This is a genomic window from Microbacterium sp. NPDC077663, assembly GCF_044542795.1.
GTDB lineage: Bacteria > Actinomycetota > Actinomycetes > Actinomycetales > Microbacteriaceae > Microbacterium.
The window spans coordinates 982,358-1,008,365 of sequence record NZ_JBITVE010000001.1 but is presented as its reverse complement, the minus strand read 5'-3'; the positions used below and the strand labels follow the sequence as shown (position 1 = coordinate 1,008,365).

Annotated in this window: 25 protein-coding genes; 15 read left to right on the top strand and 10 right to left on the bottom strand. The window is 69.8% G+C overall.

What is annotated here, in order from left to right; translation table 11 throughout:
- Positions 1-8: 8 nt before the first annotated feature.
- The 3 genes from ACIGEP_RS04930 (at position 9) to ACIGEP_RS04920 (ending at position 2,488) form a co-directional block, all read left to right on the top strand.
- Positions 9-1,358, top strand: a complete 1,350-nt coding sequence (locus ACIGEP_RS04930; RefSeq protein WP_396660492.1) for an MFS transporter — start codon at positions 9-11, stop codon at positions 1,356-1,358.
- Positions 1,359-1,378: 20 nt separating this feature from the next.
- Positions 1,379-2,140 (top strand): SGNH/GDSL hydrolase family protein, encoded by a 762-nt coding sequence (locus ACIGEP_RS04925; RefSeq protein WP_396660491.1) that lies wholly within the window; start codon positions 1,379-1,381, stop codon positions 2,138-2,140.
- A gap of 90 nt (positions 2,141-2,230) precedes the next feature.
- Positions 2,231-2,488, top strand: coding sequence for a DUF6458 family protein (locus tag ACIGEP_RS04920; RefSeq protein ID WP_064002034.1), 258 nt, complete (start codon positions 2,231-2,233; stop codon positions 2,486-2,488).
- A gap of 57 nt (positions 2,489-2,545) precedes the next feature.
- On the opposite strand, the gene ACIGEP_RS04915 is transcribed toward ACIGEP_RS04920, so the two are convergent.
- Complete coding sequence (locus ACIGEP_RS04915) at positions 2,546-3,838, bottom strand: nitrate/nitrite transporter (RefSeq protein WP_396661019.1); 1,293 nt, start codon at positions 3,836-3,838, stop codon at positions 2,546-2,548.
- Positions 3,839-3,925: 87 nt separating this feature from the next.
- On the opposite strand from ACIGEP_RS04915, the gene ACIGEP_RS04910 reads away from it, so the two are divergent.
- Positions 3,926-4,228, top strand: coding sequence for a DUF427 domain-containing protein (locus ACIGEP_RS04910; protein WP_396660490.1), 303 nt, complete (start codon positions 3,926-3,928; stop codon positions 4,226-4,228).
- Between the two features lie 12 nt (positions 4,229-4,240).
- Here the strand turns inward: ACIGEP_RS04910 and ACIGEP_RS04905 are convergent, their stop codons facing one another.
- Positions 4,241-5,941: a beta-galactosidase family protein gene (locus ACIGEP_RS04905; RefSeq protein WP_396660489.1), complete on the bottom strand. Its 1,701-nt coding sequence runs from the start codon at positions 5,939-5,941 to the stop codon at positions 4,241-4,243.
- A 181-nt stretch (positions 5,942-6,122) separates the two neighbouring features.
- On the opposite strand from ACIGEP_RS04905, the gene ACIGEP_RS04900 reads away from it, so the two are divergent.
- Genes ACIGEP_RS04900 through ACIGEP_RS04885 form a run of 4 tightly spaced genes read left to right on the top strand, consistent with a single transcriptional unit; the run spans position 6,123 to position 12,931 of the window.
- The gene (locus tag ACIGEP_RS04900; protein WP_396661018.1) at positions 6,123-7,127 is read left to right on the top strand and encodes a substrate-binding domain-containing protein; all 1,005 of its coding nucleotides are present in this window, start codon (positions 6,123-6,125) and stop codon (positions 7,125-7,127) included.
- Entirely contained in the window at positions 7,124-9,166 is a 2,043-nt protein-coding gene (locus tag ACIGEP_RS04895) for a TIM-barrel domain-containing protein (protein WP_396660488.1), read from the top strand. Before ACIGEP_RS04900 ends, ACIGEP_RS04895 begins: the two co-directional genes overlap by 4 nt.
- Before the next feature lie 31 nt (positions 9,167-9,197).
- A complete protein-coding gene (locus ACIGEP_RS04890) occupies positions 9,198-10,667 on the top strand; it encodes an alpha-N-arabinofuranosidase (protein WP_396660487.1) in 1,470 nt (489 codons plus the stop codon).
- Positions 10,664-12,931 (top strand): beta-L-arabinofuranosidase domain-containing protein, encoded by a 2,268-nt coding sequence (locus tag ACIGEP_RS04885; RefSeq protein WP_396660486.1) that lies wholly within the window; start codon positions 10,664-10,666, stop codon positions 12,929-12,931. The genes ACIGEP_RS04890 and ACIGEP_RS04885 overlap by 4 nt, the downstream gene beginning before the upstream one ends.
- 19 nt (positions 12,932-12,950) lie before the next feature.
- Here the strand turns inward: ACIGEP_RS04885 and ACIGEP_RS04880 are convergent, their stop codons facing one another.
- The 5 genes from ACIGEP_RS04880 to ACIGEP_RS04860 are packed head-to-tail and all read right to left on the bottom strand — an operon-like array spanning position 12,951 to position 18,694.
- Complete coding sequence (locus ACIGEP_RS04880; protein WP_396660485.1) at positions 12,951-14,261, bottom strand: alpha-galactosidase; 1,311 nt, start codon at positions 14,259-14,261, stop codon at positions 12,951-12,953.
- A gap of 20 nt (positions 14,262-14,281) precedes the next feature.
- Positions 14,282-15,565: an ROK family protein gene (locus ACIGEP_RS04875; protein ID WP_396660484.1), complete on the bottom strand. Its 1,284-nt coding sequence runs from the start codon at positions 15,563-15,565 to the stop codon at positions 14,282-14,284.
- Between the two features lie 32 nt (positions 15,566-15,597).
- Positions 15,598-16,446 carry a carbohydrate ABC transporter permease gene (locus ACIGEP_RS04870; RefSeq protein ID WP_251580872.1) on the bottom strand — a complete coding sequence of 283 codons (849 nt, stop codon included), beginning with the start codon at positions 16,444-16,446 and terminating at the stop codon, positions 15,598-15,600.
- Positions 16,443-17,450: a carbohydrate ABC transporter permease gene (locus ACIGEP_RS04865; RefSeq protein WP_396660483.1), complete on the bottom strand. Its 1,008-nt coding sequence runs from the start codon at positions 17,448-17,450 to the stop codon at positions 16,443-16,445. Before ACIGEP_RS04865 ends, ACIGEP_RS04870 begins: the two co-directional genes overlap by 4 nt.
- On the bottom strand, positions 17,447-18,694 hold the full coding sequence (locus tag ACIGEP_RS04860; RefSeq protein ID WP_396660482.1) for an ABC transporter substrate-binding protein: 1,248 nt from the start codon (positions 18,692-18,694) through the stop codon (positions 17,447-17,449). Before ACIGEP_RS04860 ends, ACIGEP_RS04865 begins: the two co-directional genes overlap by 4 nt.
- A gap of 190 nt (positions 18,695-18,884) precedes the next feature.
- Between ACIGEP_RS04860 and ACIGEP_RS04855 the strand changes: the two genes are divergently transcribed.
- Positions 18,885-20,111 (top strand): ROK family transcriptional regulator, encoded by a 1,227-nt coding sequence (locus tag ACIGEP_RS04855; RefSeq protein ID WP_396660481.1) that lies wholly within the window; start codon positions 18,885-18,887, stop codon positions 20,109-20,111.
- Between the two features lie 10 nt (positions 20,112-20,121).
- Positions 20,122-20,586 carry a hypothetical protein gene (locus tag ACIGEP_RS04850; RefSeq protein WP_396660480.1) on the top strand — a complete coding sequence of 155 codons (465 nt, stop codon included), beginning with the start codon at positions 20,122-20,124 and terminating at the stop codon, positions 20,584-20,586.
- Between the two features lie 110 nt (positions 20,587-20,696).
- Here the strand turns inward: ACIGEP_RS04850 and ACIGEP_RS04845 are convergent, their stop codons facing one another.
- Both ACIGEP_RS04845 and ACIGEP_RS04840 read right to left on the bottom strand, forming a co-directional pair.
- The gene (locus ACIGEP_RS04845) at positions 20,697-20,954 is read right to left on the bottom strand and encodes a helix-turn-helix domain-containing protein (protein ID WP_396660479.1); all 258 of its coding nucleotides are present in this window, start codon (positions 20,952-20,954) and stop codon (positions 20,697-20,699) included.
- Complete coding sequence (locus ACIGEP_RS04840; RefSeq protein WP_396660478.1) at positions 20,954-21,418, bottom strand: DUF2975 domain-containing protein; 465 nt, start codon at positions 21,416-21,418, stop codon at positions 20,954-20,956. The genes ACIGEP_RS04845 and ACIGEP_RS04840 overlap by 1 nt, the downstream gene beginning before the upstream one ends.
- 85 nt (positions 21,419-21,503) lie before the next feature.
- Here ACIGEP_RS04840 and ACIGEP_RS04835 point away from each other — a divergent pair, with 85 nt between their 5' ends.
- The gene (locus ACIGEP_RS04835; protein WP_396660477.1) at positions 21,504-22,436 is read left to right on the top strand and encodes an AEC family transporter; all 933 of its coding nucleotides are present in this window, start codon (positions 21,504-21,506) and stop codon (positions 22,434-22,436) included.
- A 13-nt stretch (positions 22,437-22,449) separates the two neighbouring features.
- Here the strand turns inward: ACIGEP_RS04835 and ACIGEP_RS04830 are convergent, their stop codons facing one another.
- Positions 22,450-23,211, bottom strand: a complete 762-nt coding sequence (locus ACIGEP_RS04830) for an SDR family oxidoreductase (RefSeq protein WP_396660476.1) — start codon at positions 23,209-23,211, stop codon at positions 22,450-22,452.
- 134 nt (positions 23,212-23,345) lie between these two features.
- On the opposite strand from ACIGEP_RS04830, the gene ACIGEP_RS04825 reads away from it, so the two are divergent.
- The 4 genes from ACIGEP_RS04825 to ACIGEP_RS04810 all read left to right on the top strand — a co-directional run bounded on the left by ACIGEP_RS04825 (position 23,346) and on the right by ACIGEP_RS04810 (position 26,008).
- On the top strand, positions 23,346-23,816 hold the full coding sequence (locus ACIGEP_RS04825; protein ID WP_396660475.1) for an NfeD family protein: 471 nt from the start codon (positions 23,346-23,348) through the stop codon (positions 23,814-23,816).
- Entirely contained in the window at positions 23,813-24,757 is a 945-nt protein-coding gene (locus ACIGEP_RS04820) for an SPFH domain-containing protein (RefSeq protein ID WP_396660474.1), read from the top strand. The genes ACIGEP_RS04825 and ACIGEP_RS04820 overlap by 4 nt, the downstream gene beginning before the upstream one ends.
- Positions 24,754-25,527 carry a glycerophosphodiester phosphodiesterase family protein gene (locus ACIGEP_RS04815; RefSeq protein WP_396660473.1) on the top strand — a complete coding sequence of 258 codons (774 nt, stop codon included), beginning with the start codon at positions 24,754-24,756 and terminating at the stop codon, positions 25,525-25,527. Before ACIGEP_RS04820 ends, ACIGEP_RS04815 begins: the two co-directional genes overlap by 4 nt.
- A 109-nt stretch (positions 25,528-25,636) precedes the next feature.
- Positions 25,637-26,008, top strand: coding sequence for an RNA polymerase-binding protein RbpA (locus tag ACIGEP_RS04810; protein ID WP_396660472.1), 372 nt, complete (start codon positions 25,637-25,639; stop codon positions 26,006-26,008).

The window sequence follows — 26,008 nt, the reverse complement described above, 5'->3', positions numbered from 1 at the left end:
ATGCAGGGATGACCGCGACCTCGACGGGCACCCTGACCGACCGACTCGACCGGCTGCCGTTCACGCGCACGCATCTGCGCGTGCTGACCGGGTCCGGCGCGGGGTGGGCACTCGACGCCATGGACGTCGGGCTGATCTCCTTCGTCATCGCGGCCCTCGTGAACGAGTGGCAGTTGACGACGGCGGAGACGTCGTGGATCGCGTCCGCGGGCTTCGCCGGCATGGCGATCGGCGCCACGGTCGGCGGACTCCTCGCCGATCGGATCGGACGCCGGTCGGTGTTCGCACTGACACTCCTGGTCTACGGCATCGCCACGGGCGCCAGCGCCCTCGCGGGCGGCCTCATCGCCCTGATCGCGCTGCGCTTTCTCGTGGGCCTCGGACTCGGCGCCGAACTGCCCGTGGCGAGCACGTACGTGAGCGAATTCGCCCCGGCGCGGATGCGGGGGCGCATCATCGTCGTGCTCGAGGCCTTCTGGGCGGTCGGGTGGACGGCATCCGCCCTCATCGGGTACCTCGTGATCCCGTCGGTGCCGGAGGGATGGCGGTGGGCGCTCGCGATCGGTGCCGTCCCTGCGATCTACGCCCTCGTCGTGCGGTGGGGGCTGCCGGAGTCGCCGCGCTGGCTCGCCTCGCGCGGCCGCGAGGCGGACGCCGATGCCGTCGTCAGGGGTCTCGAGTCCTCGCGGGTGGTGTTCGGGCGGGTGGCGCCGATGCCCGCGGAAGCTCCCGACGTCGTCGTCGCCCCCGCCACATCGGTCGCGATGCGTCTTCGTGGGCTGTGGGCGCCGGGTGTCCGCGTCCGCACCGCGGCCCTCTGGGTGGTCTGGTTCTGCGTCAACTTCTCGTACTACGGCGCCTTCATTTGGATTCCCACGCTCCTCGTCTCGCAGGGCTTCGGTCTGGTGCGCAGTTTCGAGTTCACGCTCATCATTACGCTCGCGCAGGTGCCCGGTTACGCCGTCGCCGCCTGGCTCATCGAGGTCTGGGGTCGTCGCGCGACGCTGTCGGTCTTCCTCGCGGGCTCCGCCGTCGCCGCGATCCTCTTCGGTCAAGCGACGTCCGTGCCCATGATCCTCGGCACGGGGATGGCGCTGTCCTTCTTCAACCTCGGCGCGTGGGGAGCGCTGTACGCCGTCACCCCCGAGACGTATCCGACGTCGCTGCGCGCGACGGGAGCCGGATGGGCCGCCGGCGTCGGTCGCATCGCGTCGATCCTGGCCCCGCCCGCGGTCCCCGCCCTGCAGGCGATGGGAGGCATCCCGGCGGTGTTCGTCGTCCTCAGCGCCTTTTTCGCCGTGGCTGCGGCGGCCACCTGGGGGCTCGCCGAGTCGCGCGGTCGGAGCCTCGCCGAGTGAGCGGCTCGTACGCTGAAGGGATGCCGCAGGACATCCGCTACGTCGCGATCGGGGACTCGTTCACGGAGGGCGTCGGCGATGAGCTTCCGGACGGCAGCGTCCGCGGGTGGGCGGACCTCGTCGCCCAGGGTTGGGCGGACTCACGCGGCGCGTCGATCTCGTACGCGAACCTCGCCATCCGCGGCAGGCTGATGCAGCCCATCGTCGAGGAGCAACTCGAGCGCGCCCTCGCCCTGCGGCCGACCCACCTCTCGTTCAACGGGGGCGGCAACGACATGCTCCGTCCTCGGACGCCCATCTCCCGCATCGCCGACGCGTTCACGCACGTCCTGCGACGGTGCGACGAGGAGGGGGTGACGATGATCGTCCTCTCCGGAGCGAACCCCTCCGCGCAGCTCCCGATGTCGCGCCTCATCCAGCGGCGGGGCGACGAGTTGTCGCGAGCGGTCGAGGGACGCATCCGTGGGCGCGACGACCTGGTCGTCGCGTTGAACTGGCCCGACCGCGAGCTGTCGCATCCGTCGTTCTGGTCCGACGACCGGCTGCACATGAACTCCCGCGGGCACCACCGCGTCGCGGCGCGCGTGCTCGAGGCGCTGGGGGAGCGGGCGCCCGACGGCTGGTGGCGACTCGAGGAGGAGGACACTGCGGTCGCCCTCGGCCGCGGGCGCTACTTCCGCGAGCACCTCGGACCCTGGCTGCGGCGGCGTCTGACCGGCACCTCGTCCGGGGACGGACGGGAGCCGAAGTTCGCGGACTGGATCACGGTCTCCCCGCGCTGATCCCCGATCCGGCGGTTCTGTCAAGAGGATCCAGGAATCTGGCAGGGTCCGGGATGATCGGAGCACACAGCCTAGAAAGGGAGTGTGCGCATGAGCATCGGAACCGGAATCGTGCTGTTCGTCATCGGGGCCATCCTGGTGTTCGCCGTCAACGTCGACGTCCAGTACGTCAACCTCGACATGATCGGCTACATCCTCATGGCCGCCGGCGCTGTCGTCTTCATCATCGGTCTCGTGCTGATGCTGCGGCGGCGTTCCAGCGAGTCGACCGTCCGAACGGTCGACCCTGTCGCGGGGGAGCGGGTCACCCGCTCCGAGACGCGCACGTCGGGAGACGGCACGTACTGAACTCGCTGCAGGACTTCGAAGGCCCGTCTCTGAGACGGGCCTTCGTCGTGTGTGCCGTCAGCGACGGGGCCGGCGGGGCGGGTCCATTCCGATGTGGATGCGGGTGCGCCGCCGCTCGATGCTGATGAAGGTGGCCCCGAGGATCCACAGGGGGATCTGCACCAGGAAGGCGATGCGGAACGCGTCGAGCCGATAGGTCTCGGGGGTTCCGGCGCCCTGCAGGTCGAGCACGAAACCGATCGCGAAGATCGCCAGGAGTGCGGCGAGGAACCCGCCCGCGTTCGTGACGCCGGTCGCGGTGCTCAGGCGGTGCGACGGATTGTGTGTGCGGGCGTGGTCGAACGCGATCATCGAGGCGGGACCACCCATGGCCAGCGCGACCAGGAGGATGACGAGCAGCCAGAGCGGAGCCGGACCCGGCCACACGATGACGGCGGTCCACGCGACGAACTGCACGCCGACGGCAGGGAGTACGAGTGCGCGGGAGCGGCGAAGCGGGGCGCGGCGCGAGAGCTCGCCCAGGACGGGACCGAGAGCCATACCCGCGAAGACGTAGAGCGAGGTGAGGGCGCCCGCCTCGGCGACCGATCTCCCCTCGCCCGCCGTGAGATACGGGAAGCCCCAGAGCAGTATGAAGGCGGTGCCGGCGAAGGGGGTCGTGAAGTGCGACCAGAACGCGAGACGCGTGCCGGGGTGGGCGAGGGCGGCGCGGATCCCGACGCCGGTGTCGATCGTGGAGGTCACGACGCGGATCGCCCCGGTGCCGGTGTCGACGGTCACATCGCGGGCGAGGTCGGGGGGCCGGTTGCGGACGAGGGCGAAGACGAGCACCGCGAACAGGACGCACAGTCCGGCGATGCCGCCGAAGGTGATCGTCCACGACGTGGCGTGGAGGATCGTGGCGATCGGGATGACGGCGATCAGCTGGCCCGCCTGTCCGAGGATGCCGGTCAGTTGGACCATCAACGGTCCGCGTTGTGCGGGGAACCAGGTCGCGACGAGGCGGAGGACGGCAGGGAACACGGCGGCATCGCCGGCGCCGAGGAGCATGCGGGCGAGGATCGCCACACCCACGCTGGGGGAGAGGGCCATCGTGAGCTGACCGACGGCCATCAGGACCATGCCGATCGTGATGATCGGGCGTGAACCGAACCTGTCGAGAAGGATGCCGACGGGGATCTGCATGCCGCCGTAGACGGCGAGCTGGACGACGGCGAAGAGCGACAGCGTGGCGGCGTCGGCCTGGAACCTGTCCGCGGCGTCGACGCCGACGGCGGCCAGGGACGTGCGGTTGGTGACCGCGAGCATGTAGGCCGCCACACCGGTGCCCCAGATGATCCACGCACGCATGCCGGGACCGGTTCCACTCACCCCGCCCACGCTACTCCGCCCCGGGCGTACGCTTGCTCCACCGCACCCGGGCGAACGGAGGACGACATGAAGGCCACCATCGGCGACACCGTCATCGCCGAGGCGGATGACGACGAGATCATCCGCATCGAGGGGAACGCCTACTTCCCCCCGTCATCCGTGAAGAACGGCGTGCTGGTCGAGAGTCCCACTCCCTACACGTGTCCGTGGAAGGGCGAGTGCCAGTACTTCCACATCGACGCCGGCTCCGAACGTCTCGCCGACGGCGCATGGTCCTACCCGAATCCGTACCCCTCGGCTTTCGATCGGGTCGGCAAGGACTTCTCCGGCTACGTCGCGTTCTCGCCGGGAGTCACGGTCGGAGCCTGACCCGCACCGGCCTCACTCGTGCAGCGGGCCGAGCTCGGCGGTGGCGACGAATCTCGCCGTGACCGGTCGCGGCTGATCGAGTTCGATGACCGTGATCGTGTTCCGCCCCGCGCGAGTGACCGGAGCGGGCACGTACAGCGTCCGCTGCGGACCGTTGGACCAGTACCGACCGAGCAGGAAGTCGCCGACGAAGACGTATCCCTTGCCCCATCCGTTGGTGTCGAGGAACAGGTCGGTCGGCGCGTCGAGATCGAAGTCGCCCTCCGAGACGAACACCTCGCGCGCCGCCGCCGCCTCCGCCAGGAGGACGGGGGTGGTTCGCCAGTCGGAGGGTTCGATGCCGTCGACCGTGACGGGTCCGATGAGGCCCTTCGCCTCGCCTAGCCGATCGTCGTAGTTCACGCGCCCCTGTTCCTCGACGAGGATCGAGAGGTGTCGTCCGGCGGGAAGACGCAGCGCGTGCTCGTGGCGCGTGCGCGAGAGAGATCCGACCCGGATGCCGTCGACCGACACCCATGCCTGGTCCCGGATCTCGCCCACCTCGAGGACGCCCCCGGCGAACCGGTCCGGCAGGGAGCACTCGTAGCGCAGCAGCGTGCCGGTGTGCCGTGCCTCTTCGAAGGTCGCGATGCCCGCCCGCGCCGCTGACGAGGCGGATGCCGCGCCGGCCGCCGCGAGGTCGACCGTGAACTCCGGGCGGCGCGCCGCAGCCGCCGGCGTCTCGGCGGGGACGGGGGAGTACTTCGCGATGACCTCGCGGAAGGCGTGGAACTTCTCCGTCGGGTCTCCCGCCTCGTCGAGGGGGGCGTCGTAGTCGTACGACGTCGTGATGGGGAGGTAGCGGCCCTTGTCGTTCGCGCCGTTGGTGGTACCGAAGTTCGTCCCGCCGTGGAACATGTAGATGTTCACGGACGCGCCCGCGGCGAGGAGGTCGTCCAGCTCGCGGGCGGCGGTCGCGGCATCCGTCGTGTGATGCTGCCCACCCCACCAGTCGAACCAGCCGTCCCAGAACTCCGAGCACATCAGGGGACCCGTCGGCTGGTGGGCCCGCAGCGTCGCGAGCCGTTCCTGCGCCCGTGATCCGAAGGAGCCGGTGAGGTGGAGCCCGGGGAGTGAGCCCGCCGAGAGCATGTCGTCCTCGGGCTGGTCGACCGTCGTCAGCGGCACGGTGATGCCGGAGTCGCGGGTGACTCGGACGAGCTCGGCGAGGTACTCCTTGTCGGACCCGTACGCCCCGTACTCGTTTTCGATCTGGACGAGGATCACGTTGCCGCCGCGGTCGATCTGACGGGGGGCGACGGTGCGGTACACGCGCCGCAGATATGTCTCGAGGGCGGCCTGGTAGACGGCGTCCGTCCGCCGCAGTCGGATGCCGGGGATCGCCGTCAGCCATGTGGGCAGGCCGCCGTTGTGCCACTCGGCGCAGATGTAGGGCCCCGGGCGGACGATGGCGTGCATGCCCTCGGCGGCGACCAGGTCGAGGAAGCGCCCGAGATCGAGGCCGTCGGACTCGGACCACTGACCCTCGACGGGTTCGTGCGCGTTCCAGGCGACGTAGGTCTCGATGGTGTTCAGGCCCATGAGGCGCGCCTTGCGGATGCGGTCGGCCCAGTCTCCCGGGTGGACCCGGAAGTAGTGCAGCGCGCCCGAGATGACGCGATGCGGCCGGCCGTCCAGCAGGAAGTCGCGGTCGCCGATGGCGAAAGTGCTCATGTGATCTCCGCTCGGGGGCGTGCGTTCCGGCGTCCGTGTGACGGGGGTGCCGTGTCGCTGCGTGAACTGCTATGTTTACGCAATCATGTCGCCTCAGCGTAGCACGCGACCGGCTCCCGATGAGGGTGTCGTGACCCCCGTCGCCGAACCCGCGGTGCGCCGGGGCGGGACGCCGCACGGGGTGCCGACGCAGGCCGACGTCGCGCGGCGCGCCGGTGTCTCGGCGCAGACGGTGTCGCGCGTCGTGACGGGGGCCGCGCGGGTCGACGAACCCACTCGGGAGCGCGTCCTCGCCAGCATGCGGGAGCTCGGCTACCGGCCCAACCGCGCCGCCCGAGCGCTGCGTTCGGCTCGGTACCGCAGCATCGGCGTCATCATGAGCGACCTGACCTCGTACGGCAGCGTGCGCACGTGGGAGGCGATCTCGCGGGCCGGCGCATCGTCCGGATACGCCGTCGCCCTCGTGCCGACGGCGCGGTTCGATCGCGCGGCGGTGGCCGAGGCGATCGAACACGCTCGCGACCAGGCCGTCGACGGCCTGGTCATCGCGATCGGCGACCACCTCTCGGCGGGGGAGGACCTGCCCCTGCCCGACGACTTGCCCGTCGTCGTGGTCGACGCGTCGGCGCTCGAGGACAGGTCCTTCGTCGACACGGATCAGACGATGGGCGCCGGCCAAGCCGTCGGGCACCTGCTGGAGCTCGGTCATCGCACGGTCCACCATGTCGCGGGACCCGTCAACTCCTACTCCGCGGTGCGCCGGGAGGACGGCTGGCGGACCGCGCTGACCGCGGTGGGCCGCGAGGTGCCGGGAGTGGAGCGGGGCGACTGGAGCGCGCTGTCGGGCTACGCCGCCGGATGCCGGCTGCGCGAGCGGCCGGAGGTCACCGCGATCTTCGCGGCGAACGACCAGATGGCGCTCGGGGTCCTTCGCGCCCTCCACGAGACAGGCGTCGCCGTGCCGGCACGGGTCAGCGTCGTGGGATTCGACGACATGCCCGAGGCCGCTCAGTTCTGGCCGCCGCTGACCTCCGTCCACCAGGAGTTCGACGAGGTCGGCCGCGCGGCCGTCGACGTCCTCCTCACCCGCATCGACGAGCCCGCGGCCGTACGCCGTCTGCTCGTTCCCACCCGACTGGTCGTGCGTAGCAGCACGGCCCCCGTCATCCGAAGGGCGACCCCATGACGTTCCACTCCTCCGACACCGGTGTGCTCTGGCGCGGAGACGGTCAGTCCGTCTCGATCCAGGCGTGGGGGCGGGGCGTCCGCGTCCGCGCCTCGCTCGGTGCGATCGACGACGCCCTGGGTGCCCTGGTCGAGGTGCCGGACACCCGTGCGGGGGTGACCGTCGACGGAGCCGTCGCGACGGTTGCGGCAGGCGGAGTGCGCGTCGTCGCCGAGCAGGACGCGTACAACGACTGGTCGACGGGCTTCCACACGACCCGACTGCGCCTGCGCGTGGAGGATGCCGAGGGCCGGCTGCTGTTCGAGGAGATCACCGACGGCGGCGCGCTCAAGCTCGCCGCGCGGGAGTTCCGCCCCACCGAAGGCGGCGATCACCGACTGCGGCTGAGCCTGGCCACCCCGGCGGACGAGCACCTCGTGGGCATGGGCCTGTACCAGCAGGACGTCGTCGATCTGAAGGGGTCGGTGCTCGAACTCGCGCACCGGAACTCGCAGACCTCCGTTCCCTTCGTGGTCTCCAGCGCGGGGTACGGCTTCCTCTGGAACCTCCCCGCGATCGGCCGCGCGGTCTTCGGCACGAACCGAACGGAGTGGGAGGCCGAGAGCGCCACCCAGTTCGACTGGTGGGTGTGCGCCGACCCTCGTCCGGCGCAGATCGCCGCGGCCTACGCCGAGGCGACCGGCCACGCGCCGATGATGCCCGAGTACGGTCTCGGCTTCTGGCAGTGCAAGCTGCGCTATTCGACTCAGGACGAGTTGCTCGCCGTGGCGCGCGAGTACCGGCGCCGCGGCATCCCGATCGACGTCATCGTCGCCGACTTCTTCCACTGGCGCTGGATGGGGGACTGGCGTTTCGAGGACGAGTACTGGCCGGACCCCGCCGCCATGACCGCGGAGCTGCGCGAGCTCGGCATCGAGCTCATGGTGTCGGTGTGGCCGCAGGTGGCCACGGAGTCGGAGAACTTCGCCGAGCTGCGCGACGGCAACATGCTGGTGCGCACACGGCGCGGCATCGACGTCCAGTACTACTTCGACGGTCAGTACACGCGGTTCCTCGACGTCACCGAGCCGCGCGCGCGGGAGTTCCTGTGGCGCAAGCTCGCCGAGAGCTACGGCGCCTACGGCATCACGGCGTTCTGGCTCGACGAGGCGGAGCCCGAGTACGGCGCGTACCACTTCGAGAACTACCGTCTCGCCGCGGGACCGAGTGCGCAGGTCGCCAATCTGTACCCGCGGGAGTTCACGCGCGCGATCGCCGACGGCCTGCGATCGGAGGGCAACGACCAGCCGGTGTCCCTCGTGCGCGCGGCGTGGGCTGGGTCGCAGCGACACGGTGCGCTCGTGTGGTCGGGGGATGTCCACTCGACCTTCGCCGACCTGCGTGCGCAGATCGCCGCCGGCGTCCACATGGGTGCCGCCGGCATCCCCTGGTTCACGACGGACATCGGCGGCTTCACGGGCGGAGACGTGCGGGAGCCCGCCTTCCACGAGCTGCTGGTCCGCTGGTTCCAGTTCGGCGCGTTCAGTCCCGTCATGCGCCTGCACGGCGACCGCGTGCCCGGCACCCCGATCGTCGACGCGCAGGGAGTCGCCCGCGTCGGGACGGGGGCCGACAACGAGGTGTGGAGCTTCGGCCCCGAGATCGAGGCGGTGCTCGTGGCGTACATCCGCCTGCGGGAGGACCTCCGCGACTACACGCGCGCAGCGATGGCCGACGCCCACCGCGACGGTGCGCCGGTCATGCGCGGCATGTTCTTCGAGTTCCCCGACGACGAGTCGGCGTGGACGACGCCCGGCCAGTTCCTCTTCGGTCCCGACATCCTGGTCGCCCCCGTCACCGTCCCCGGCGCCACCCGCTGGGACGTGTACCTGCCGGCGGGGGCGGAGTGGACCGACGCCCGGACGGGCGAGGTCCACGAGGGCGGCCGGACCGTCACCGTCGACGCCCCGCTCGCCTCGATTCCCGTCTTCCATCGGGGCGGACGAGTCGGTGCGGCGCTCGCACGACTCGCGGATCTGCCCGAGCTGTCCCACCCCTGACCACCGCCACGACTCGACGGAGAGCACACTCATGAGCATCATCACCGCCACCACCCGCGCCCATCGCATCGACCGCCGCATCTACGGCCAGTTCGCCGAGCACCTCGGCCGCGGCATCTACGAGGGTCTGTGGGTCGGCGACCAGGACGCGATCCCGCACAAGAACGGACTGCGCACGGATGCGATTGCCGCGCTCCGCGAGATCAAGGTCCCCGTGGTCCGCTGGCCCGGCGGCTGTTTCGCCGACGAGTACCACTGGCTCGGGGGTGTCGGGCCGACCGAGCAGCGCCGGGCGATGGTCAACACCCACTGGGGCGGCGTTGTCGACCCCAACACCTTCGGCACGCACGAGTACTTCGAGCTCCTGCACCAGCTCGACGCCGAGGCGTACGTCAACGGCAACGTCGGCAGCGGGACCGTCGCCGAGATGCAGGACTGGATCGAGTACATGACGCTCGACCAGCACACCCCGATGGCCGAGCTCCGTCGCGCACACGGGCGCGAGCAGCCGTGGAAGCTGCAGTTCTTCGGGGTCGGCAACGAGAGCTGGGGATGCGGCGGCAACATGCTTCCGCTCCACTACGCCAACCTGTACCGCCAGTATCAGACGTTCGTGCGCGACTACGGCGACAGCCATGTCGCGAAGGTCGCGTGCGGCGCGAATGCGGACGACTACGAGTGGACCGATGTCCTCATGGCCCGCGCCGCCGAGCACATGGATGCGCTGAGCCTGCATTACTACACGCTCCCGACGGGGGAGTGGGACGTGAAGGGCGCCGCCCTGAGCTTCGACGATGCCGCCTGGTACGACACGATCCACCGCACCCGGATGATGGACACCCTGCTGCGTCGGCACGGCGAGATCATGGACCGTCACGACCCGGCCCGCCGGGTGGGCCTCTTCGTCGACGAGTGGGGCACCTGGTACGACGTCGAGCAGGGGACGAACCCGGGTTTCCTGTACCAGCAGAACACGATGCGCGACGCGATCGTGGCGGCGGTGAACTTCCACATCTTCCACCGTCACGCCGCGCGGGTGCGGATGACGAACATCGCGCAGATGGTCAACGTGCTGCAGGCGATGCTCCTGACCGACGGCCCCCGCATGGTGAGGACGCCGACCTTCCACGCCTTCGGCCTGTACGTCGACCACCAGGACGCCGAGTTCGTCGCGACGACGGATGCCTCGGGTCGGGCGGAGGGCCCCGCCGCGGCGCACCTCGACCACACCGTCAGCGTGAAGGACGACGTCTACACCGTCAGCGTCGTCAACTGGGACCTGAACGCCGAGTCCGACCTCGCGCTGCGGCTGCCGGAACGCGTGGGCGAGGTGGTCGGTGCACGGATGCTGCACGCCGCGGCATCCGCTCACAACACCTTCGACGACCCGGAGGCCGTCGCACCGGTCGACTTCTTCGGGACGGTCGTCCACGGAAACGAGGTGCGACTGGCGGTGCCGCCGCGCAGCATCGTCACCGTGCGCGTCCGGGTCGGCGGGTGACCGCGTCCCCGATGCCGGCGGGAGCGGAGCCCTTCCCCCTCGCCGCGGTGACGCTCACCCCGGGTCCGTTCGCCCGGGCGCAGGAGCTCGCCCTGCAGGCGGTCCTCCGGCTGGACCCCGACATGCTCCTCGCCCCGTTCCGTCGCGAGTCGGGCCTGGCGAAGGGCCCCGGATACGGCGGCTGGGAGGCGGACGGCCTCGAGGGTCACACGCTCGGACATGCGCTGAGCGCCCTGGCGGCGCACGCGGCGGGCGGATCCGCAGCAGCACGGCAGCGGATGGAGCTGATCCTGAGTGGGCTCCGCGAGTGTCAGCTCGCGCTCGGCACCGGTTACGTCGGCGGCGTGCCGGAGGGGGTGGCTCTCTGGGACGAGATCTCCGACGGTCGCGTCGAGGCTCAGTCGTTCGATCTCGACGGGCGGTGGGCGCCGCTCTACAACCTGCACAAGACGCTCACGGGGCTGGTCGACGCCGTCGCGCACGCAGGTTCGGAGTCGGCGCGCGTGATCGCCGACGACTACGTCGCGTGGTGGGTGCGGACGTTCGCCGACCTGACAGACGAACGCGTCGAGCAGGTGCTGCGCACGGAGCCCGGTGGACTCGCCGCGACGTTCGCGCGCTGGGCGGAGCTCACCGACGACGGCGAGGCGTGGGAGCTGGCGCAGCGCCTCGCGGTGAGCTCCTTCCTCGAGCCGCTCGCGGCGGGTCGGGATCCGCTGGACGGCCGACATGCGAACGCGCACATCCCGCTCGCCCTCGGGTATGCGGTGCTCGCCCGGATGGGTGCGCCCGCAGAGTACGGCAGGGCGGCTGACACGTTCTGGGGGAGTGTCGTCGGCGGTCGCACCACCGCGATCGGCGGCAACAGTGTGCGCGAGCACTTCTCGCCGCGCGACGACTGGTCGAGCATGTTCACCGCCCGCGAGGGGCCGGAGACCTGCAACACGGTCAACATGGTCGAGCTGGCGCGGGAGATGCACCGTCGCTCCGGCGACCCCGCCCACCTCGGTTACATCGAACGCGCCCTCAGCGCGCATCTGCTGTCGGCGCAGCATCCTGAGCACGGCGGCATCGTCTACTTCACGTCCCACCGACCGGGTCACCATCGTGTCTACTCGCGGCCGGAGACCGGGTTCTGGTGCTGCATGGGGACGGGTCTGGAGGCGCCGGCGCGGTACCCCCTGTCGGTGTTCGGGCGTGCGCCCGGCCGCGTCGACGTCCAGCTGCTCATCGCGGCACGGGTCGAGGACGACGGCGTGACCGTCGAGATCGACACCGCACGTCCGTTCGGCGACGACGCCGTCGTCACCGTCACCGTCACCTCACCGCGCCGTCTGGCCGTGCGCGTCCGTGTGCCCGACGGTGTCCTGCCGGGATCCGCCATCGCACGGATCGACGGTCGCACCGTGCGCCCGTCGCGCGAGGGGTGGTTCGAGTTCGACCGCGAGTGGCAGGGACGCACCACGATCGAGATGGAGATGCCGCCCCTGTTGCGCTGGGAGTTCCCGCCCGGCGAGGCCGGGTGGGGGTGGATCGTCGACGGCCCCCGGGTCCTCGCGGAGCGGCTGCGGGAGCCTGCCGAGGACCCCCTGGGGACGGAGGCGCGGATGGGGCACATCGCTCGCGGTGCGCTCCTTCCCCTCGCACAGGCGCCGGTCGTCGCCCCGGACGAGCTCGTCGGCGCCGAGCGTCGTGAGGGCGGCGTCGTGGTCCTGCCCGAGACACCGTTGCACCGTCTGATCGTCCTCGAGCCCTTCGCCGCCCTGCACGACGACCGCTACGTCCTGTCGTTCCCGGTCGCGGCCGAGGCGGATGCCGCGCGTCGCCGCGCCGAGCTCGCTGCCGAGGATGCGCGCGCCGACGTCCTCGACGCCCGGACGCTCGATGTGATCGGGTTCGGCCAGCAGCAGCCGGAGTCCGACCACGCGCTCACCCTGGCCGACTCGGAGTCGGGCTACGACCAGGGCGCGCACTGGCGGCGCTTCCACGCCGATGGCGCGTTCACCCTTCAGGACTGGAGCGCGACCGCCTCGAGCCTCCGGATCGCGTGGCTCCCCGAGGAGCGCCCGCGCAGACTGCGGGTCACGCTCGACGGGGACGTGCTGTGGGATCGGCTCGTCGACGCCCAGGACGAGCCTGTGCTCGACCTCGTCCTGACCGCGCAGGCGGATGGCAGGGTGCAGTGGGCACTCGCGGTCGTCGGCGGCGCGGAGGGCACGCCTCGGCTCACCGAGGTGCGGATGATGAGCGCGCGACTCGGATAGCCCCGGATCGCGCGCCCCGTCATCCGTCGACGCGCCAGAACGCGCACCCGTGCGGCGGGAGCGTGACGTCCATCGCCCGGGAGTCCGGCCCCACACCGCGGACGGTGGCGTCGCCGGTGCGCGCCGGCCGCGTCGGGACCGAGGCGCCGGTCCACACGTCGGTCACGACCCGCGGAGCCGGACCGAAGCCGAGGTCGCGGGAATCGATCGTGGCCTGCAGCGGCGCGTCCGTCGTGTTGACGGCCGCGACCCAGGTCGTGCCGCCCCCGGCGGCCTGCCAGAGCACGAGACCGTGCTCTCGTCGGATCTCACCGCTGCGCTCGGAACGGGTGAGGAGGTCCACGATGCCGGGGTTCTTCAGCAGCGCGATCGTCGCCGGATCGGTCGTGGGGAGGTCTCCGCCGAACATGAGCGGTGAGCGGGCGATGACCCAGAGGGTGAGGAGCGAGCGTCGCTCGTCCGGGCTCAGCGCGTCCTCGCGGGGCTCTCCGCGCTCGGCACGGATGCCGATCCGGCCGAGCGGCAGCATGTCGGCATCCGGCCAGGCACCGCGCTCGGCATGGGGCGCCCACCGCGCCATCCTTGCCAGGTTGTCCGACACGTCCTCCCAGCGGTCCCAGACGTCGTCGCAGATCCGCCACATGCTGGCGTGTGCCGCGAGGTGGTCGAGGTGGGCCGCCGAAAGGTCGCGGCCGGGGGAGAGGCTGAGCACGATCTCGCGCTCCGCGGCGGCGACGGCGGCGCTGTAGGCGGTGATGTCCCGTTCCTGATACGGCCACAGCATGTCGTCGGCCTTGATGAGGTCCACCCCCCACCGGTCGTAGAGGGCGACGGTGGAGCGGTAGTAGGCCGCGGCATCCGGGTGATCGTGGTCGATCCCGACGAAGTGGGGGTTCCACTCGCAGTCGTTGGCGGGATCGGCGATGTCGGCGAGCGGCGTCGCGGTGTCGTGGAGCAGCAGGCCCTGCGCGATCGCGCGTCGGGGGATCCCGCGCATGACATGCAGACCGAACTTCAGCCCGAGAGCGTGGATCTGTTCGGCGAGCGGTCCGAACCCGGCACCGCCCGCCGACGACGGGAAGCGCACCGGGTCGGGCTGCAGGCGGCCGGAATCGTCCAGGTGCAGCCGGGCGTCCTCGTTGTAGCCGTGCGAGCGCGCGTCGGGATCCGCCCAGTCCGCATCGACGACGATCGTGTCCCACCCGGCGTCGCGAAGATGCTCGGCCATGAAGCGCGCGTTGGCGAGGACTTCGGCCTCTGTGACGGTGGTGCCGTAGCAGTCCCAGCTGTTCCACCCCATCGGGGGGCGCTGAGGGCGTGAGAGGACCATGGGATCTCCTGTGCTCGTGCTCAGCCCGCGACGGGCTGAGGGGCGGATGCCGTCGGTGCCGCGACGATCAGCGCGGGGGCGACGGGTGTGTCGGGGCGCGGGCGCGTGCGACGCGCAAGCGCTCGGGTGTCGAGGTACTGCTCGAACGCCAGGACGGCCATCCCCGTCGCGACGCTGTTGACCCGGACGGGCGAGACGTCGAGCGCGAGGCGGGCGGCGGTCAGCTCCGGCGCGCGCTCGGCGAGGGCCGCGCGCGTCGCGGGCAGCAGCACATCGCCGAGCGCCCACGCCGTCCACCCCGTGAGGGTGAGGACTTCGGGGTTGAGTACCGCCACGATGTCGGACAGCGCGATGCCCAGGTAGCGCGCGGTGCGCGCGAGTGTCTCGGCGACGGCCGGGTCGTCGACCGCCTCACCCAGGCCCTGCACGAAGTCGCGCTGATGCAATCCCAGGAGGTCGTGGGTTTCGGCGATCTCGCGCAGGGTCTGCCGGATGCCGGGAACGCCGACGTAGGCCTCGACGCACCCCCGCCGCCCGCAGCGGCACGCGCGTCCGTCGAGTTCGAGGACGGTGTGGCCCCATTCGCCGGCGCTGCGCGTGGCGCCGCGCAGTACCCGCCCCTCGACGATGATGCCCGCGCCGACACCGGTGCCGAGGTTGACCACCACCGCGGTCGAGCGTCCGCGCGCCGTGCCGAACCAGACCTCGGAGTGCCCGACTGCCTGCAGGGGGTTGGCGGTCACGAGGGGACCGGGCAGGTGCGGACGGAGGCGGTCCTCGAGGTCCCGGATGTGCGTCGCCCACGCCGGGGTGGATGCCGTGCGCCGTGGGTCGGCCGAGGTCAGCCCGGGGAGTCCCAGCCCCGTCCCGAGGAGATCATCCGGCCGTCGACCGCTGCGTTCCATCGCCTGAGAGACCGCGTGGCGCACGGCGTCCGCGATCCGGTCGGTCGAATCCCACGCCTCATCGACGTCGACGTTCGCTGCGGCGATCTCGCTGAGCGCGGCGTCGAACACCACCGCCCGGATGTAGGTCTCGGCGACGTCGATCCCGAGGAGCGCACCGCCTTCTCCGTCGATGCGCAGGACGGTGGTGGGGCGACCCGCGCCGCCGGTGTCGACTCCGGCATCCGCGATCAATCCGTCCTCGCGCAGCTCCGTGACGAGATTCGAGACGGTCGCCGCGCTCAGCCCGGTCGCCCGGGCGAGATCCGTGCGCGTCGCGGTGCCGCCCACGGCGAGAGCTCGGACTAGCTCCCGCCGCGAGGCGTCCCGGATCTCACTCGAGGAGCGCGTGCGGGTCATGGTCGTCGTCGGGCGCGGACCCGAGCCGCGGCTCAGGCGCCACCGAGGCCGGTCTCGGCCACACCGCGCAGCAGCCACCGCTGCAGCAGGATGAAGACGAGCAGGACGGGGATCGACGCGAGGAAACCGGCGGCGAACAGTCCGGTGTAGTCGAAGGTCTGCGCCGTAATGAACGACGAGAGGTAGACCTGCACCGTCAGGGCACCGAAACCGGTTCCGGCCACGACGAGTGGCCACAGGAAGGCGTTCCACGCGCCGAGGAATCCCAGCACCGTCAGCGCGGCGGCGAACGTGAGCGAGTTCGGCAGGACGACACGGACGAACGTGCCGATGTAGCCGAGTCCGTCGAGCTTGCCGGCCTCTTCCAGTTCCTTGGGGAAGGAGAGGAAGAACTGTCGGAACAGGAACACGTTGAAGGCTGTGAACAACGTCGGGACGACGATGCCCTGGAGCGTCTCCGTCCACCCCAGCCACGACACGATGAGGTAATTGGGAAGGAACGTCGTGGCGCTCGGGATCAGCAGCATCGTCACGGTCACCGCGAGCAGGAACTTCGAGGCGCGGTTCGGGATGCGGGCGAGCCCGTACCCGGCGAGGGCGCCGATGACGATCTGACCGACCGTCATCGAAACCGCCATGATCGTCGAGGTGATGAGCGACTGCCCGAATCGCTCGTCGGCGAAGATCTCGGCGAACTTGCCCCAGTTGGGGTCGGCCGGCCACCAGACGAACTGCTTCGAGGTGACATCCGACGGCTGCGACACCGCTGTCTTCACCATCACGTACAGGGGCAGCAGGAAGAGGATGGCGAGGACGACGAGGACGATGTAGCGCAGCGTGAGCTCGACCCGCCGGCGCACGGGGTTTCCGACGACGGTCACGAGGCACGCTCCTTTCGTGCGCCCCGGCGGGGCGTCTTCGTCTCATCCGCGGCACCGAAACCGAAGAAGCGGGACTGCAGCAGGGCCACCAGGACGACGACCGCCGTCACGACGAACGCGCCCGCCGCGCCCTTGCCGTAATCCAGTTGCTGGAACGACAGGTTGTAGATGTACAGCAGGGGCGGCCGCACCGAGGGGATCGTCCGGACGAGGTTGTAGAACTCGTCGAACGCCTGGAACGCGGCGACCAGCAGCAGGAGCATCACCGCTGCCGTGGTGGGCCGCAGCTGTGGCCACGTGATGGCGAAGAAGCGACGCGGTCCGCGGGAGAGCCCGTCGAGTGCGGCCGCTTCGTAGAGGGTGTCGGGGATCCGCTGCAGGCCCGCGATGAACAGCAGCATGTAGAAGCCGACCTGCAGCCAGAGGCGCACGCTGACGATCACGACCCAGTAGTACGGCGACTGCGTCAGCCACGCGGTCACCGGCTCGAGGCCGAAAGCCTGCAGCACCGAATTGGCGACCGAGGAGGTCGATCCGCTGAAGATGCCGAGCTTCCAGATGAGGGAGGCGATCACGTACGAGAACGCCGTCGGGAGGAAGAACACGGAGCGGAAGAAGGCGCGCGCGACCGGGAGGTTGGCCACCAGCATCGCCAGCAGCAGCGAGACGATCAGGGTGGTCGGGACGACGAGGATCGCGAAGATGGTGAACGACAGGAGCGACGAGAGGAAGCTCGGGTCGGTCAGCAGGGCGACGTAGTTGTCGAACCAGACGAAGTCGGTCGGCGTGATGGTCGCGACAGCGCGGGTGAAGCTCAGGTAGAAGCCCCAGAACAGCGCGATGATGCTGAAGATCACCAGGCCGAGGAAGAACGGGCCGACGAAGAGCCAGAACGCGCGTCGCGTGCCGCGGATGGGGCGGCGCCCGCGCGGCACGGTGGGCGGGGGAGTGGGCCGGTGGCCCGGGTCTGAGACCCGGGCCACCGGAGGCGTGAGCTGAGTCACTGCAGTGTGTCCAGCATGCCCTGCATCGTGGACTGCGCGGCCGACAGTTCGGACTTCGCGTCCGCGCCGTCGACGACGATGCGGGTGACCGCATCGGTGAGCGCGGTGCTCATTGCGGGCGTGTAGTAGGGGCCGCCGGTCCAGCCGTACTCGGTCGTCAGGTCGACGATCTGCTTCGCGACGCCGTCACCGAGGGTCTCCGCCTTCTCCCGGGCGTCCTTGAACGGCGGGATGTGGAAGCCGTACTTCGTGCTGAACTCGATCTGCCAGTCGCTGTCGTCGATCCACTGCTGCTTGGCGATCGCCTTGGCCTGCTCGATCTTTCCGGACTTGCCGGCGACCATCTCGTTCCACTGCGACACACCGACGATGGGCTGGCCACCCTCGAGCGCGGGGACCGGGAACGCGGCGACGTCGTCGCCGAGCGCCTCCTTGATCGCGGGGATCGCCCACAGGCCCTGCCAGCTCATCGCGACGTCACCGGCGATGAAGGAGGTCGGGTCCCACCAGTCGGTCGGAGCGCCCATCAGCAACGAGCCGGAGTCGTACAGCTCGTGGGCGGAGGTGAGCGCCTCGGCGAGCTCGGGCGACTCGAGCGACATCGTCGTGTTGCCGTCGTCGATGATGCCGCCGGGTGCTGCCGGGGGCAGGTTCGCGGCGAGGATGCCGGCGCCGCCGTCGTTGCCGAGGAACAGGCCCTTGTGGTCGGCGTTGGTGAGCTTCTTGGCGGCCTCGACGAGCTCGTCCCACGTCTCGGGGACCTCGACACCGGCCTCCTCGAACATGGAGGGGCGGTAGATGAAGAGCTGGGCGTCCGTGATCATCGGGATGCCGTAGTACTTGCCGTCGATCGTCACGGGCTTGAGGGCGATCGGGAGGATGTCGTCCTTGACAGGCTCGACGAGGTCGGTCATGTCGGCGTACTGACCCTGGCGCGCGGCCTCGACGTTGATGGCGTTGTACTCGAAGAGGTCGATGCCTCTGCCGGAGGCGAGCAGGGCGTTCACACGCTGCGCGTAGTCTCCTTCGACCCACTGCAGGTCGATCTTCGCGTCCTTGTAGTCGTCCGCCCAGCGGTTGACCGCCTCCTGAACGCCTTCCTCGCCGTACTGGTGGTAGAACTGCGTGATCGGGCCATCGGCACCGCCGCCGCCCGCATTGCTGGAGCAACCGGAGATCAACAGCGCGGATGCGCCGAGGAGTGCTGCTGTGACTGCGAGCTTGCGTCGCGTGGGTGATGTCATCCTTCTCGCCTCTCTGCGGGATGGTGACGGCGATACGGGAGTCTGATCGGTCCGCCGTCGCACCGATCGCCCTTAATCTAATGCTTAAAAGAAGGGGTGGTCTACCCCCAATCCGATAACGGTTCGGACTCTGGCAGTATTCAGGCAGACATCCGCGGTACGGAACGTGGATCCGGAAGAGGGCACCAACGTGGGTAAGAGATCCTCGCGGGACATCCGCAGCGAGTCGCGGCTCGACGTCCTGCACGCCCTGCTCTCCTCCGGAACCTCGACGCGCGGCGAGCTCGCCAGGGCGACCGGCCTGAGTGTGGCCACCGTGGCAACGATCGTGCAGGAGCTGCGGGGGGAGGGGTTGGTCGCGGATGCCGGCAGCTCCGCCCTCGGCGCCGGTCGGCCGACCACGATGCTGCGCGTCAACGGCGACCGGGGCCGGATCCTCGGGATCGACGTCGCGGAGACGTACGTCCGCGCAATCGTCTTCGATGCCGCCCTCGAGGAGGTCGGCTCCGTCGAGGTGCCGATGGACGAATCGCTGCCGTCGGTGAGCAGCGTGACCGAGAGCATCGTCCGCGCCGTCGACCGAGCGCTGAGCGAGACCGGGGTCGATCGCGCGCTCGTGCTGGGGGCGGGTGTTGCTCTGCCGGGGCTCATCAGTGCCGAGGAGTCCGCGGATGCCGTCGCCCCTCGATGGGCCGCGCGCAACGTCGAGGTCCTGCACCGTCTGCGCGAGCGCATCGGTCTGCCCCTCGTCGTCGAGAACCCGCTGAAGGCGATCGCCACGGCCGAGCTGTGGTTCGGGCGGGGCCGCACCGCCTCGTCGATGGTGATCGCCAACCTCGGCACGGGCGTCGGGGCGGGCATCGTCCTCGACGGCAAGATCCTCCGCGGTGCCACCCACAGCGCGGGGGAGTGGGGGCACGCCGTCCTCGTCCTCGACGGCCGATCTTGCCGCTGTGGGCGGCTCGGTTGTGTGGAGGCGTACGTCGGGGCCCCCGGCATCCAGCAGACGCTCCGCGAGATCGCCCCGGAACACGATCTTGCCCGGGTGCCGCAGCGCGAGTTCATCGACGGGCTCGTGCGCACGCACCGGGAATCCGGGGGAGACCCGGTCGTGGAGGAGGTCCTCACGCGGACTGCGCACTACCTCGGTGTGGCTCTCGGAGACCTCGCGTCGATCATCGACCCCGAGGTGATGATGCTGACGGGGTGGACGGCGTGGGCGCTCGGCGATGACCTCGTCGATCCCACGAAGGCCGAGTTGCAGCGGAGGGCACCCGCGGGTGCGATGACCGGAGTGGAGCTCGGCGTCTCGACGGTCCGAGGCAGTTCTGTCGCGATCGGAATGGCCACGCTCGCCTTCGAGCGGTTCCTGGGCGACGTCGGCCTCTCCACGACGCGCCTGCCGCTGGCGCTCTAGCCTCGATCCCATGGGACAGACGGATGCGGCGCGGGGCGTGCTGGCGGCCGTCGTCGGCGTCGCGGTCACGGCGTTGATGGGTTCGTGCGCGTCGTACCCGATCCCTCGCGCGCCCGATGGTGACCCGATCTTGGCGGCCCGAGCGCTCTCTGACGCGCCGGACGTCGTGCGGGCGGGTGACGCCGAGAGGAGTTGCGGCGCTTTCGTCCTCGGTCAGGGGGAAGAACTGCCCCAGGAGTCGCTCACGTGTCTCGTGCAGGCAGCGAATGCTGGACAGCATGCCGAGCTCTCGTGGAGTTCGCCGACGACGGAGGGTGACCCGATCGTGTCGTTCGCGTTCACGGCCGAGGGCGGCGATGTCACGGTGTACGAGACGAACGCGTTCGATTCGTACGGCGGCGGCCAGACGTGGACACAGACCTCGTGCGCCGCAGAAAGACTGTCTCCCGTCCTCGGCTGCACCAGTCTCGACTGACCCGCGGGGGAGTCGACCCGTCTCGCTACCGCCCGCCGCTCCGAATCTGAGCTGACATAATGTGCATTATCGGATGTCATCACTGCCGCACCTCGATGCTGTCCACAGCGTCATCCTGACAGAGGGTCTCCGGTCCCTGTCGTGCCATCGTCGGGGTCCGCCGCCCCCGGCTCCCACCGCAGCAGGTCGCCCGGCTGGCACTCCAGCACCTCGCACAGGGCGTCGAGCGTCGTGAAGCGCACCGCCTTCGCGCGGCCGTTCTTCAGGACGGCGAGATTGGCGGGCGTGATCCCGATACGGGTGGCGAGATCGCCGACGGCCATCTTGCGCCGGGCGAGCATCACGTCGATGTCGACGACGATCGGCATCAGACCACCTCGTCCAGTTCGGTGCGCATCTCGATCGCCTTGCGCAGGAGCGACCGCATCACAACGACGACGAGGGCGACTCCCCCGGTCGCCACGGCCGCTCCGTAGATGAGGCCGACGACACCCGGGGCGATGTCTCCGGGTACCAGGAGCGTGGCGAGGCCGGCCGTGAGGACGGCGGCCGCGCCGATCGCCACGATGACGACATCGACGAAGCGGAACGCGCCGGTCGAGAAGACCGCGTCCGCGGCCGCCATCGACACCAACCTCCAGATACAGACCGCCACGACCTGCAGACACAACACCCACAGGCCGAGGATCGCGACGGCGGCGATCCGCCATGCCGGCTCGGTCGGCACGAGGTCGGCCCAGATCAGCGGGAGGATGCCGACCTGAACGACGAGGGAGCCCGCGAGCGACACCGCCAGGGCGACGCGGAGGGTCAAGATCGTACTGCGACTCATGATCGCCTTTCGATAGTCATCTATCGATAAACGATACTCACTCCCCCGTGTTCGACGCAAGCCGTCCGCGGCCTAGGCTCGAGGGGTGCTCGCTGTTCTCACAGGATTCGTCGTCATCGGCGTCGCCATCGCTGTGGGATGGCTCATCGGGCGCATCGACCTGCTCGGTCCGACCGGCGGTCAGGTCCTCAGCAGGCTCACCTTCTTCGTCCTGAGCCCGTTCCTGCTCTTCGTCGTGTTGTCGCAGGCGGATGTCCGCACGCTGTTCTCGTCGCTGCTGCCGGTCTCGGCGATCGCGGCCGCTGTGATGTTCGCGGTGTACGTGCTCGTCTCACGCCTCGTGTGGCGGCGCCCCGCCGGAGAGGTGCTGATCGGCGCCCTCTCGGCGGGACAGGTCAACTCGAACAACATCGGCATCCCACTGTCGCTCTACGTGCTCGGCAGCGCGGCGTTTCCGGCCCCTGTCATCCTCTTCCAGCTCCTCGTGCTCACCCCGATCACAATGGCGATCTTCGAGGCGCTCACCTCGCCCGCCGGGCGGCGACCCTGGCCGATCCTGCGCCGGACGGTGACCAACCCGATCGTCGTCGGGTCACTCCTCGGCACGATCGTGTCGGCGACCGGCATCCCGCTTCCGCCGATCATCCTCGACCCCCTGCAGCTGGTCGCGAACGCGGCGGTACCGATCCTGTTGATCAGCTACGGCATCTCCCTGAACGGTCAGCGCGTCCTCGGGTCATCGGGGCGTCGCCGCGACATCCTCCTGGCGAGCGGTCTCAAGCTTTTCGCCATGCCCGCCGTGGCCTGGGTCGTCGCGGCGCTGCTGTTCCGGCTCTCCCCCGCCGAGGTGCTCGTGGTGACGGTCCTCGCCGCGCTGCCCACCGCTCAGAATGTGTTCAACTACGCGCAGCGGTACTCCACCGGACAGACGATCGCGCGAGACACCGTCTTCCTGACGACGATCGGATGCGTCCCCGTGCTGTTCCTCGTCGTACTGGTGCTCGGCCCGGGAGCCTGAGCGCCAGCCGCCCTCAGACGCCGAAGGAGCTCGTGTCTCCGATGAGACGGGTGTGGTCCGCCGGGACCGGTTCGACGGCGGCGCGGGCGACCTCCGCCGCGAACTCCGAGACGTTGTAGAGCTTGCCGGCACTCTCGCGGCGTTCTGCGATGGCACCGGGGTTGGCCCGTTCGAGCAGCGTCGCTGTGATGGTGCCCTCGATCATGTCGCCCGAGACGACGACGAACTCGATCCCCTTCTCGGTGAGCGCGGGGATCCGCTCCCGCAGCGCGTCCTCACCCGCGCGCTTGGACTTCGCCACCGGCTCGTACTCCGGCATCGTCGGCGTCGTCTCGATGAAGTGCGCCTGGTGGCTGGTGACGAAGACGACGCGGCTGCCGGCCGCCATCAGCGGCAGCGAGGACTCCAACGCCCCGACCTGGGCATCACGGTTCAGCGTCAGCGCGTAGTCCTCGGCCATGCCGCCTTCCATGCCGCCCGAGGCATTGAGGACCAGGATGTCGAGCGAACCGAACCGCTCCTTCACCGCGGCGAACATCTCGTCGACGGATGCCGGGTCTGTGAGGTCCGCTCCGACCGTCAGCACGTCCACCCCGAGCGTCCGCAGCTCGGTCGCGAGCTTCTCGGCACGCGGCGCCTTGTTGCGGAAGTTGATCACGACGTTCGCGCCCGCCTCCGCGAGGTAACGAGCGGTGTCGGCACCGATCCCGCGGGACGATCCGGTGACGAGGGCGGTCTTGCCGGTCAGGGATGCGGCGGGAAGGGGCTGCGACATGACGTTCTCCTGCGGGGTGCTCGCGGGATGCGAGGCGGACGGGGCGTGGTCGAGCCTATCAATCGGGGTGGATCCGCCTCGGCCCCGAGGGCGGTTGGTAGGGTGCGAGGACACGCTCACCGAAGGAGCCGACGATGTTCCCGGATCTCATCCAGTACCTGTGGATCGGTTGGCTGGTCCTCGCGGTCCTGTTCGTCATCATCGAGCTGCTGACGCTGGAGTTCACGTTCCTGATGCTCGCCGCCGGCACCCTCATCGGCGGCCTCGGCGTGAACCTGGCCGGAGGGGTGTGGTGGCTCCAGGTGCTCGCCGCTGCGGCGGTGTCGGCGCTCCTGCTCTTCACGATCCGTCCGCTGCTCCTCCGCGTCCTGCACCGGTCGAGTCAGCACATCCCGACGAACGTCGATGCCCTCACGGGGATGTCGGCGCGGGTGGTGTCGACCTTCGTGGATGGTGACGGTTCGGTCAAGCTCGACAACGGCGAGACGTGGACCGCCCGTCTCAGCGATGGCGCGGCATCCGTCCTGCCCGGTCAACGCGTCACCGTCACCGCCGTCCGCGGCGCCACCGTCGTGGTGGCACCCGAAGAAGGGAACCCCGTATGACCCTCCCCGCCCGCGTCGACGTCGGCGCGTTCGTCGGCCAGATCTTCGTCGTCGTCCTCCTGGTCGTCATCGCGATCTTCGTGGTCGTCGTCCTCTTCCGGTCGATCCGTATCATCCCCCAGGCTTACGCGGGGGTGGTCGAACGACTGGGCCGCTACCAGCGCACCCTCTCCCCCGGCCTCAACCTGCTGATCCCGTTCGTCGACCGTCTACTGCCGCTCGTCGACATGCGCGAGCAGGTCGTGTCGTTCCCGCCGCAGCCGGTGATCACCGAGGACAACCTCGTGGTCTCCATCGACACGGTCGTCTACTTCCAGGTCACCGACGCCCGCGCGGCGACGTACGAGATCAACAACTATCTCGGTGCCGTCGAGCAGCTCACCACGACCACGCTCCGCAACGTCGTGGGTGGACTCAACCTCGAAGAGGCGCTGACGAGCCGCGACAACATCAACACCCAGCTGCGGGTCGTACTCGACGAGGCGACCGGCAAGTGGGGCATCCGCGTCTCGCGTGTCGAACTCAAGGCCATCGACCCGCCGGTGTCGATCCAGGACTCCATGGAGAAGCAGATGCGCGCCGAGCGAGACCGCCGCGCGGCGATCCTCACCGCGGAAGGCTCCAAGCAATCCCAGATCCTCGAGGCCGAGGGACGTCGGCAGGCGGAGATCCTGCGCGCCGAGGGCGATAAGCAGGCGGCCGTGCTGCGGGCGCAGGGCGAGGCCGAAGCCATCCACTCGGTCTTCGACGCCATCCACAAGGGCGACCCGGACGAGAAGCTCCTGGCCTACCAGTACCTGCAGATGCTGCCGAAGATCAGCGAGAGCTCCTCGAGCAAGCTCTGGATCATCCCGAGCGAGTTCACCGACGCGCTGAAGTCCTTCAGCACGGCCTTCGGTGGCGCTGACAAGCGCCCGGACGGGACGACCCCCGGTTCATGACGCATCCGTGGTTCCTCGGCGAGGAGGTGCCGAGGGTCCTCGCCCATCGTGGCTTCGTCCCCCTCGACTCCGAGAACGTCGTCGAGAATTCCGTCGCAGCTCTCGCTGCCGCGCGCGCCGCGGGTACGGTCTACCTCGAGTCCGACTGCCACGTCACGGCGGACGGCGACGTCGTCCTCTTCCATGACGACGATCTGCGTCGGGTCACCGGCGACCCTCGTCCGATCGCCACGGTACGCACCCGCGAACTGGCTGACATCATGTCGACGCGGGGCGGACTGGCCACCCTGCCCGACGTGCTCCACGCCTTTCCTGACGCGCGTTTCAACCTCGACGTGAAGGCGGATGCCGCCGCCGCAGCGGTCGGCACGCTCACCGCGCGCGAGTCGCACCGGGTGCTCCTCACGAGCTTCTCAGACGCGCGCCGCGACATCGCCCTCGCCGCGTCGCGGGCTCGGGGCGGGGAGCCCGCGACGTCGGCCGGCACCAGGACACTCGCACGGGTCCTCGCCGCAGTGACGGCGCGACTGCCCCGTCTGGCAGCGCGTCACCTCTCAGGCGTCGACGCGCTGCAGATCCCCGAACGCCACCGCGGGATCCGGGTGCTCTCGCGGCGCCTGATCGATGTCGCCCATTCGGCGGGCGTCGAGGTGCACGTCTGGACGGTCAATGATCCGGAGCGGATGCGGCGACTCTGGGAGACGGGCGTGGACGGCGTCGTGACGGATCGGGCGGACATCGGCGTCGCGGCGAGAGCTGCGCGCTTATAACCGCCGGTCCTGGAGATCGTCTGTGAATAGCACACTCGTTGAGGTCTTCTCGGATGATCCGCACAGGTGAGTTCGTTATACCTGAGGACGACGATGAGAGGACCACACAATGGCAGATCGCAGCCTGCGCGGCATGCGTCTCGGCGCTTCGAGCCTACAGAGCGAAGAGGGCGTCGTATTCGTGGAGCGCACCACCCACACCTACGTCTGCACCCAGTGCGAGCGCGAGACCGTTCTCACGTTCGCGGCAGACGCCGAGGTTCCCGAGGCCTGGGAGTGCCGCACCTGCGGTTCCGAGGCCGTGCGACGCATCGGCGACACGGTCGCCGTGGTTGACCACTCCGGTGACAAGGCCGCACGTACCCACTGGGACATGCTGATGGAGCGCCGCACCATTCCCGAGCTCGAAGAACTCCTCGAGGAGCGTCTGGCTCTGCTGCGTGCACGTCGCGGCGGCAGCTCGGACAAGCTGAGCGCCTGA

Bases quoted from the DNA above. Each gene is read 5' to 3' on its own strand.
- ACIGEP_RS04930 (WP_396660492.1), top strand. From the start codon at position 9: ATGACCGCGACCTCGACGGGCACCCTGACCGACCGACTCGACCGGCTG.
- ACIGEP_RS04925 (WP_396660491.1), top strand. From the start codon at position 1,379: ATGCCGCAGGACATCCGCTACGTCGCGATCGGGGACTCGTTCACGGAG.
- ACIGEP_RS04920 (WP_064002034.1), top strand. From the start codon at position 2,231: ATGAGCATCGGAACCGGAATCGTGCTGTTCGTCATCGGGGCCATCCTG.
- ACIGEP_RS04915 (WP_396661019.1), bottom strand. From the start codon at position 3,838: ATGCGTGCGTGGATCATCTGGGGCACCGGTGTGGCGGCCTACATGCTC.
- ACIGEP_RS04910 (WP_396660490.1), top strand. From the start codon at position 3,926: ATGAAGGCCACCATCGGCGACACCGTCATCGCCGAGGCGGATGACGAC.
- ACIGEP_RS04905 (WP_396660489.1), bottom strand. From the start codon at position 5,941: ATGAGCACTTTCGCCATCGGCGACCGCGACTTCCTGCTGGACGGCCGG.
- ACIGEP_RS04895 (WP_396660488.1), top strand. From the start codon at position 7,124: ATGACGTTCCACTCCTCCGACACCGGTGTGCTCTGGCGCGGAGACGGT.
- ACIGEP_RS04890 (WP_396660487.1), top strand. From the start codon at position 9,198: ATGAGCATCATCACCGCCACCACCCGCGCCCATCGCATCGACCGCCGC.
- ACIGEP_RS04880 (WP_396660485.1), bottom strand. From the start codon at position 14,261: ATGGTCCTCTCACGCCCTCAGCGCCCCCCGATGGGGTGGAACAGCTGG.
- ACIGEP_RS04875 (WP_396660484.1), bottom strand. From the start codon at position 15,565: ATGACCCGCACGCGCTCCTCGAGTGAGATCCGGGACGCCTCGCGGCGG.
- ACIGEP_RS04860 (WP_396660482.1), bottom strand. From the start codon at position 18,694: ATGACATCACCCACGCGACGCAAGCTCGCAGTCACAGCAGCACTCCTC.
- ACIGEP_RS04850 (WP_396660480.1), top strand. From the start codon at position 20,122: ATGGGACAGACGGATGCGGCGCGGGGCGTGCTGGCGGCCGTCGTCGGC.
- ACIGEP_RS04845 (WP_396660479.1), bottom strand. From the start codon at position 20,954: ATGCCGATCGTCGTCGACATCGACGTGATGCTCGCCCGGCGCAAGATG.
- ACIGEP_RS04840 (WP_396660478.1), bottom strand. From the start codon at position 21,418: ATGAGTCGCAGTACGATCTTGACCCTCCGCGTCGCCCTGGCGGTGTCG.
- ACIGEP_RS04830 (WP_396660476.1), bottom strand. From the start codon at position 23,211: ATGTCGCAGCCCCTTCCCGCCGCATCCCTGACCGGCAAGACCGCCCTC.
- ACIGEP_RS04825 (WP_396660475.1), top strand. From the start codon at position 23,346: ATGTTCCCGGATCTCATCCAGTACCTGTGGATCGGTTGGCTGGTCCTC.
- ACIGEP_RS04820 (WP_396660474.1), top strand. From the start codon at position 23,813: ATGACCCTCCCCGCCCGCGTCGACGTCGGCGCGTTCGTCGGCCAGATC.
- ACIGEP_RS04815 (WP_396660473.1), top strand. From the start codon at position 24,754: ATGACGCATCCGTGGTTCCTCGGCGAGGAGGTGCCGAGGGTCCTCGCC.
- ACIGEP_RS04810 (WP_396660472.1), top strand. From the start codon at position 25,637: ATGGCAGATCGCAGCCTGCGCGGCATGCGTCTCGGCGCTTCGAGCCTA.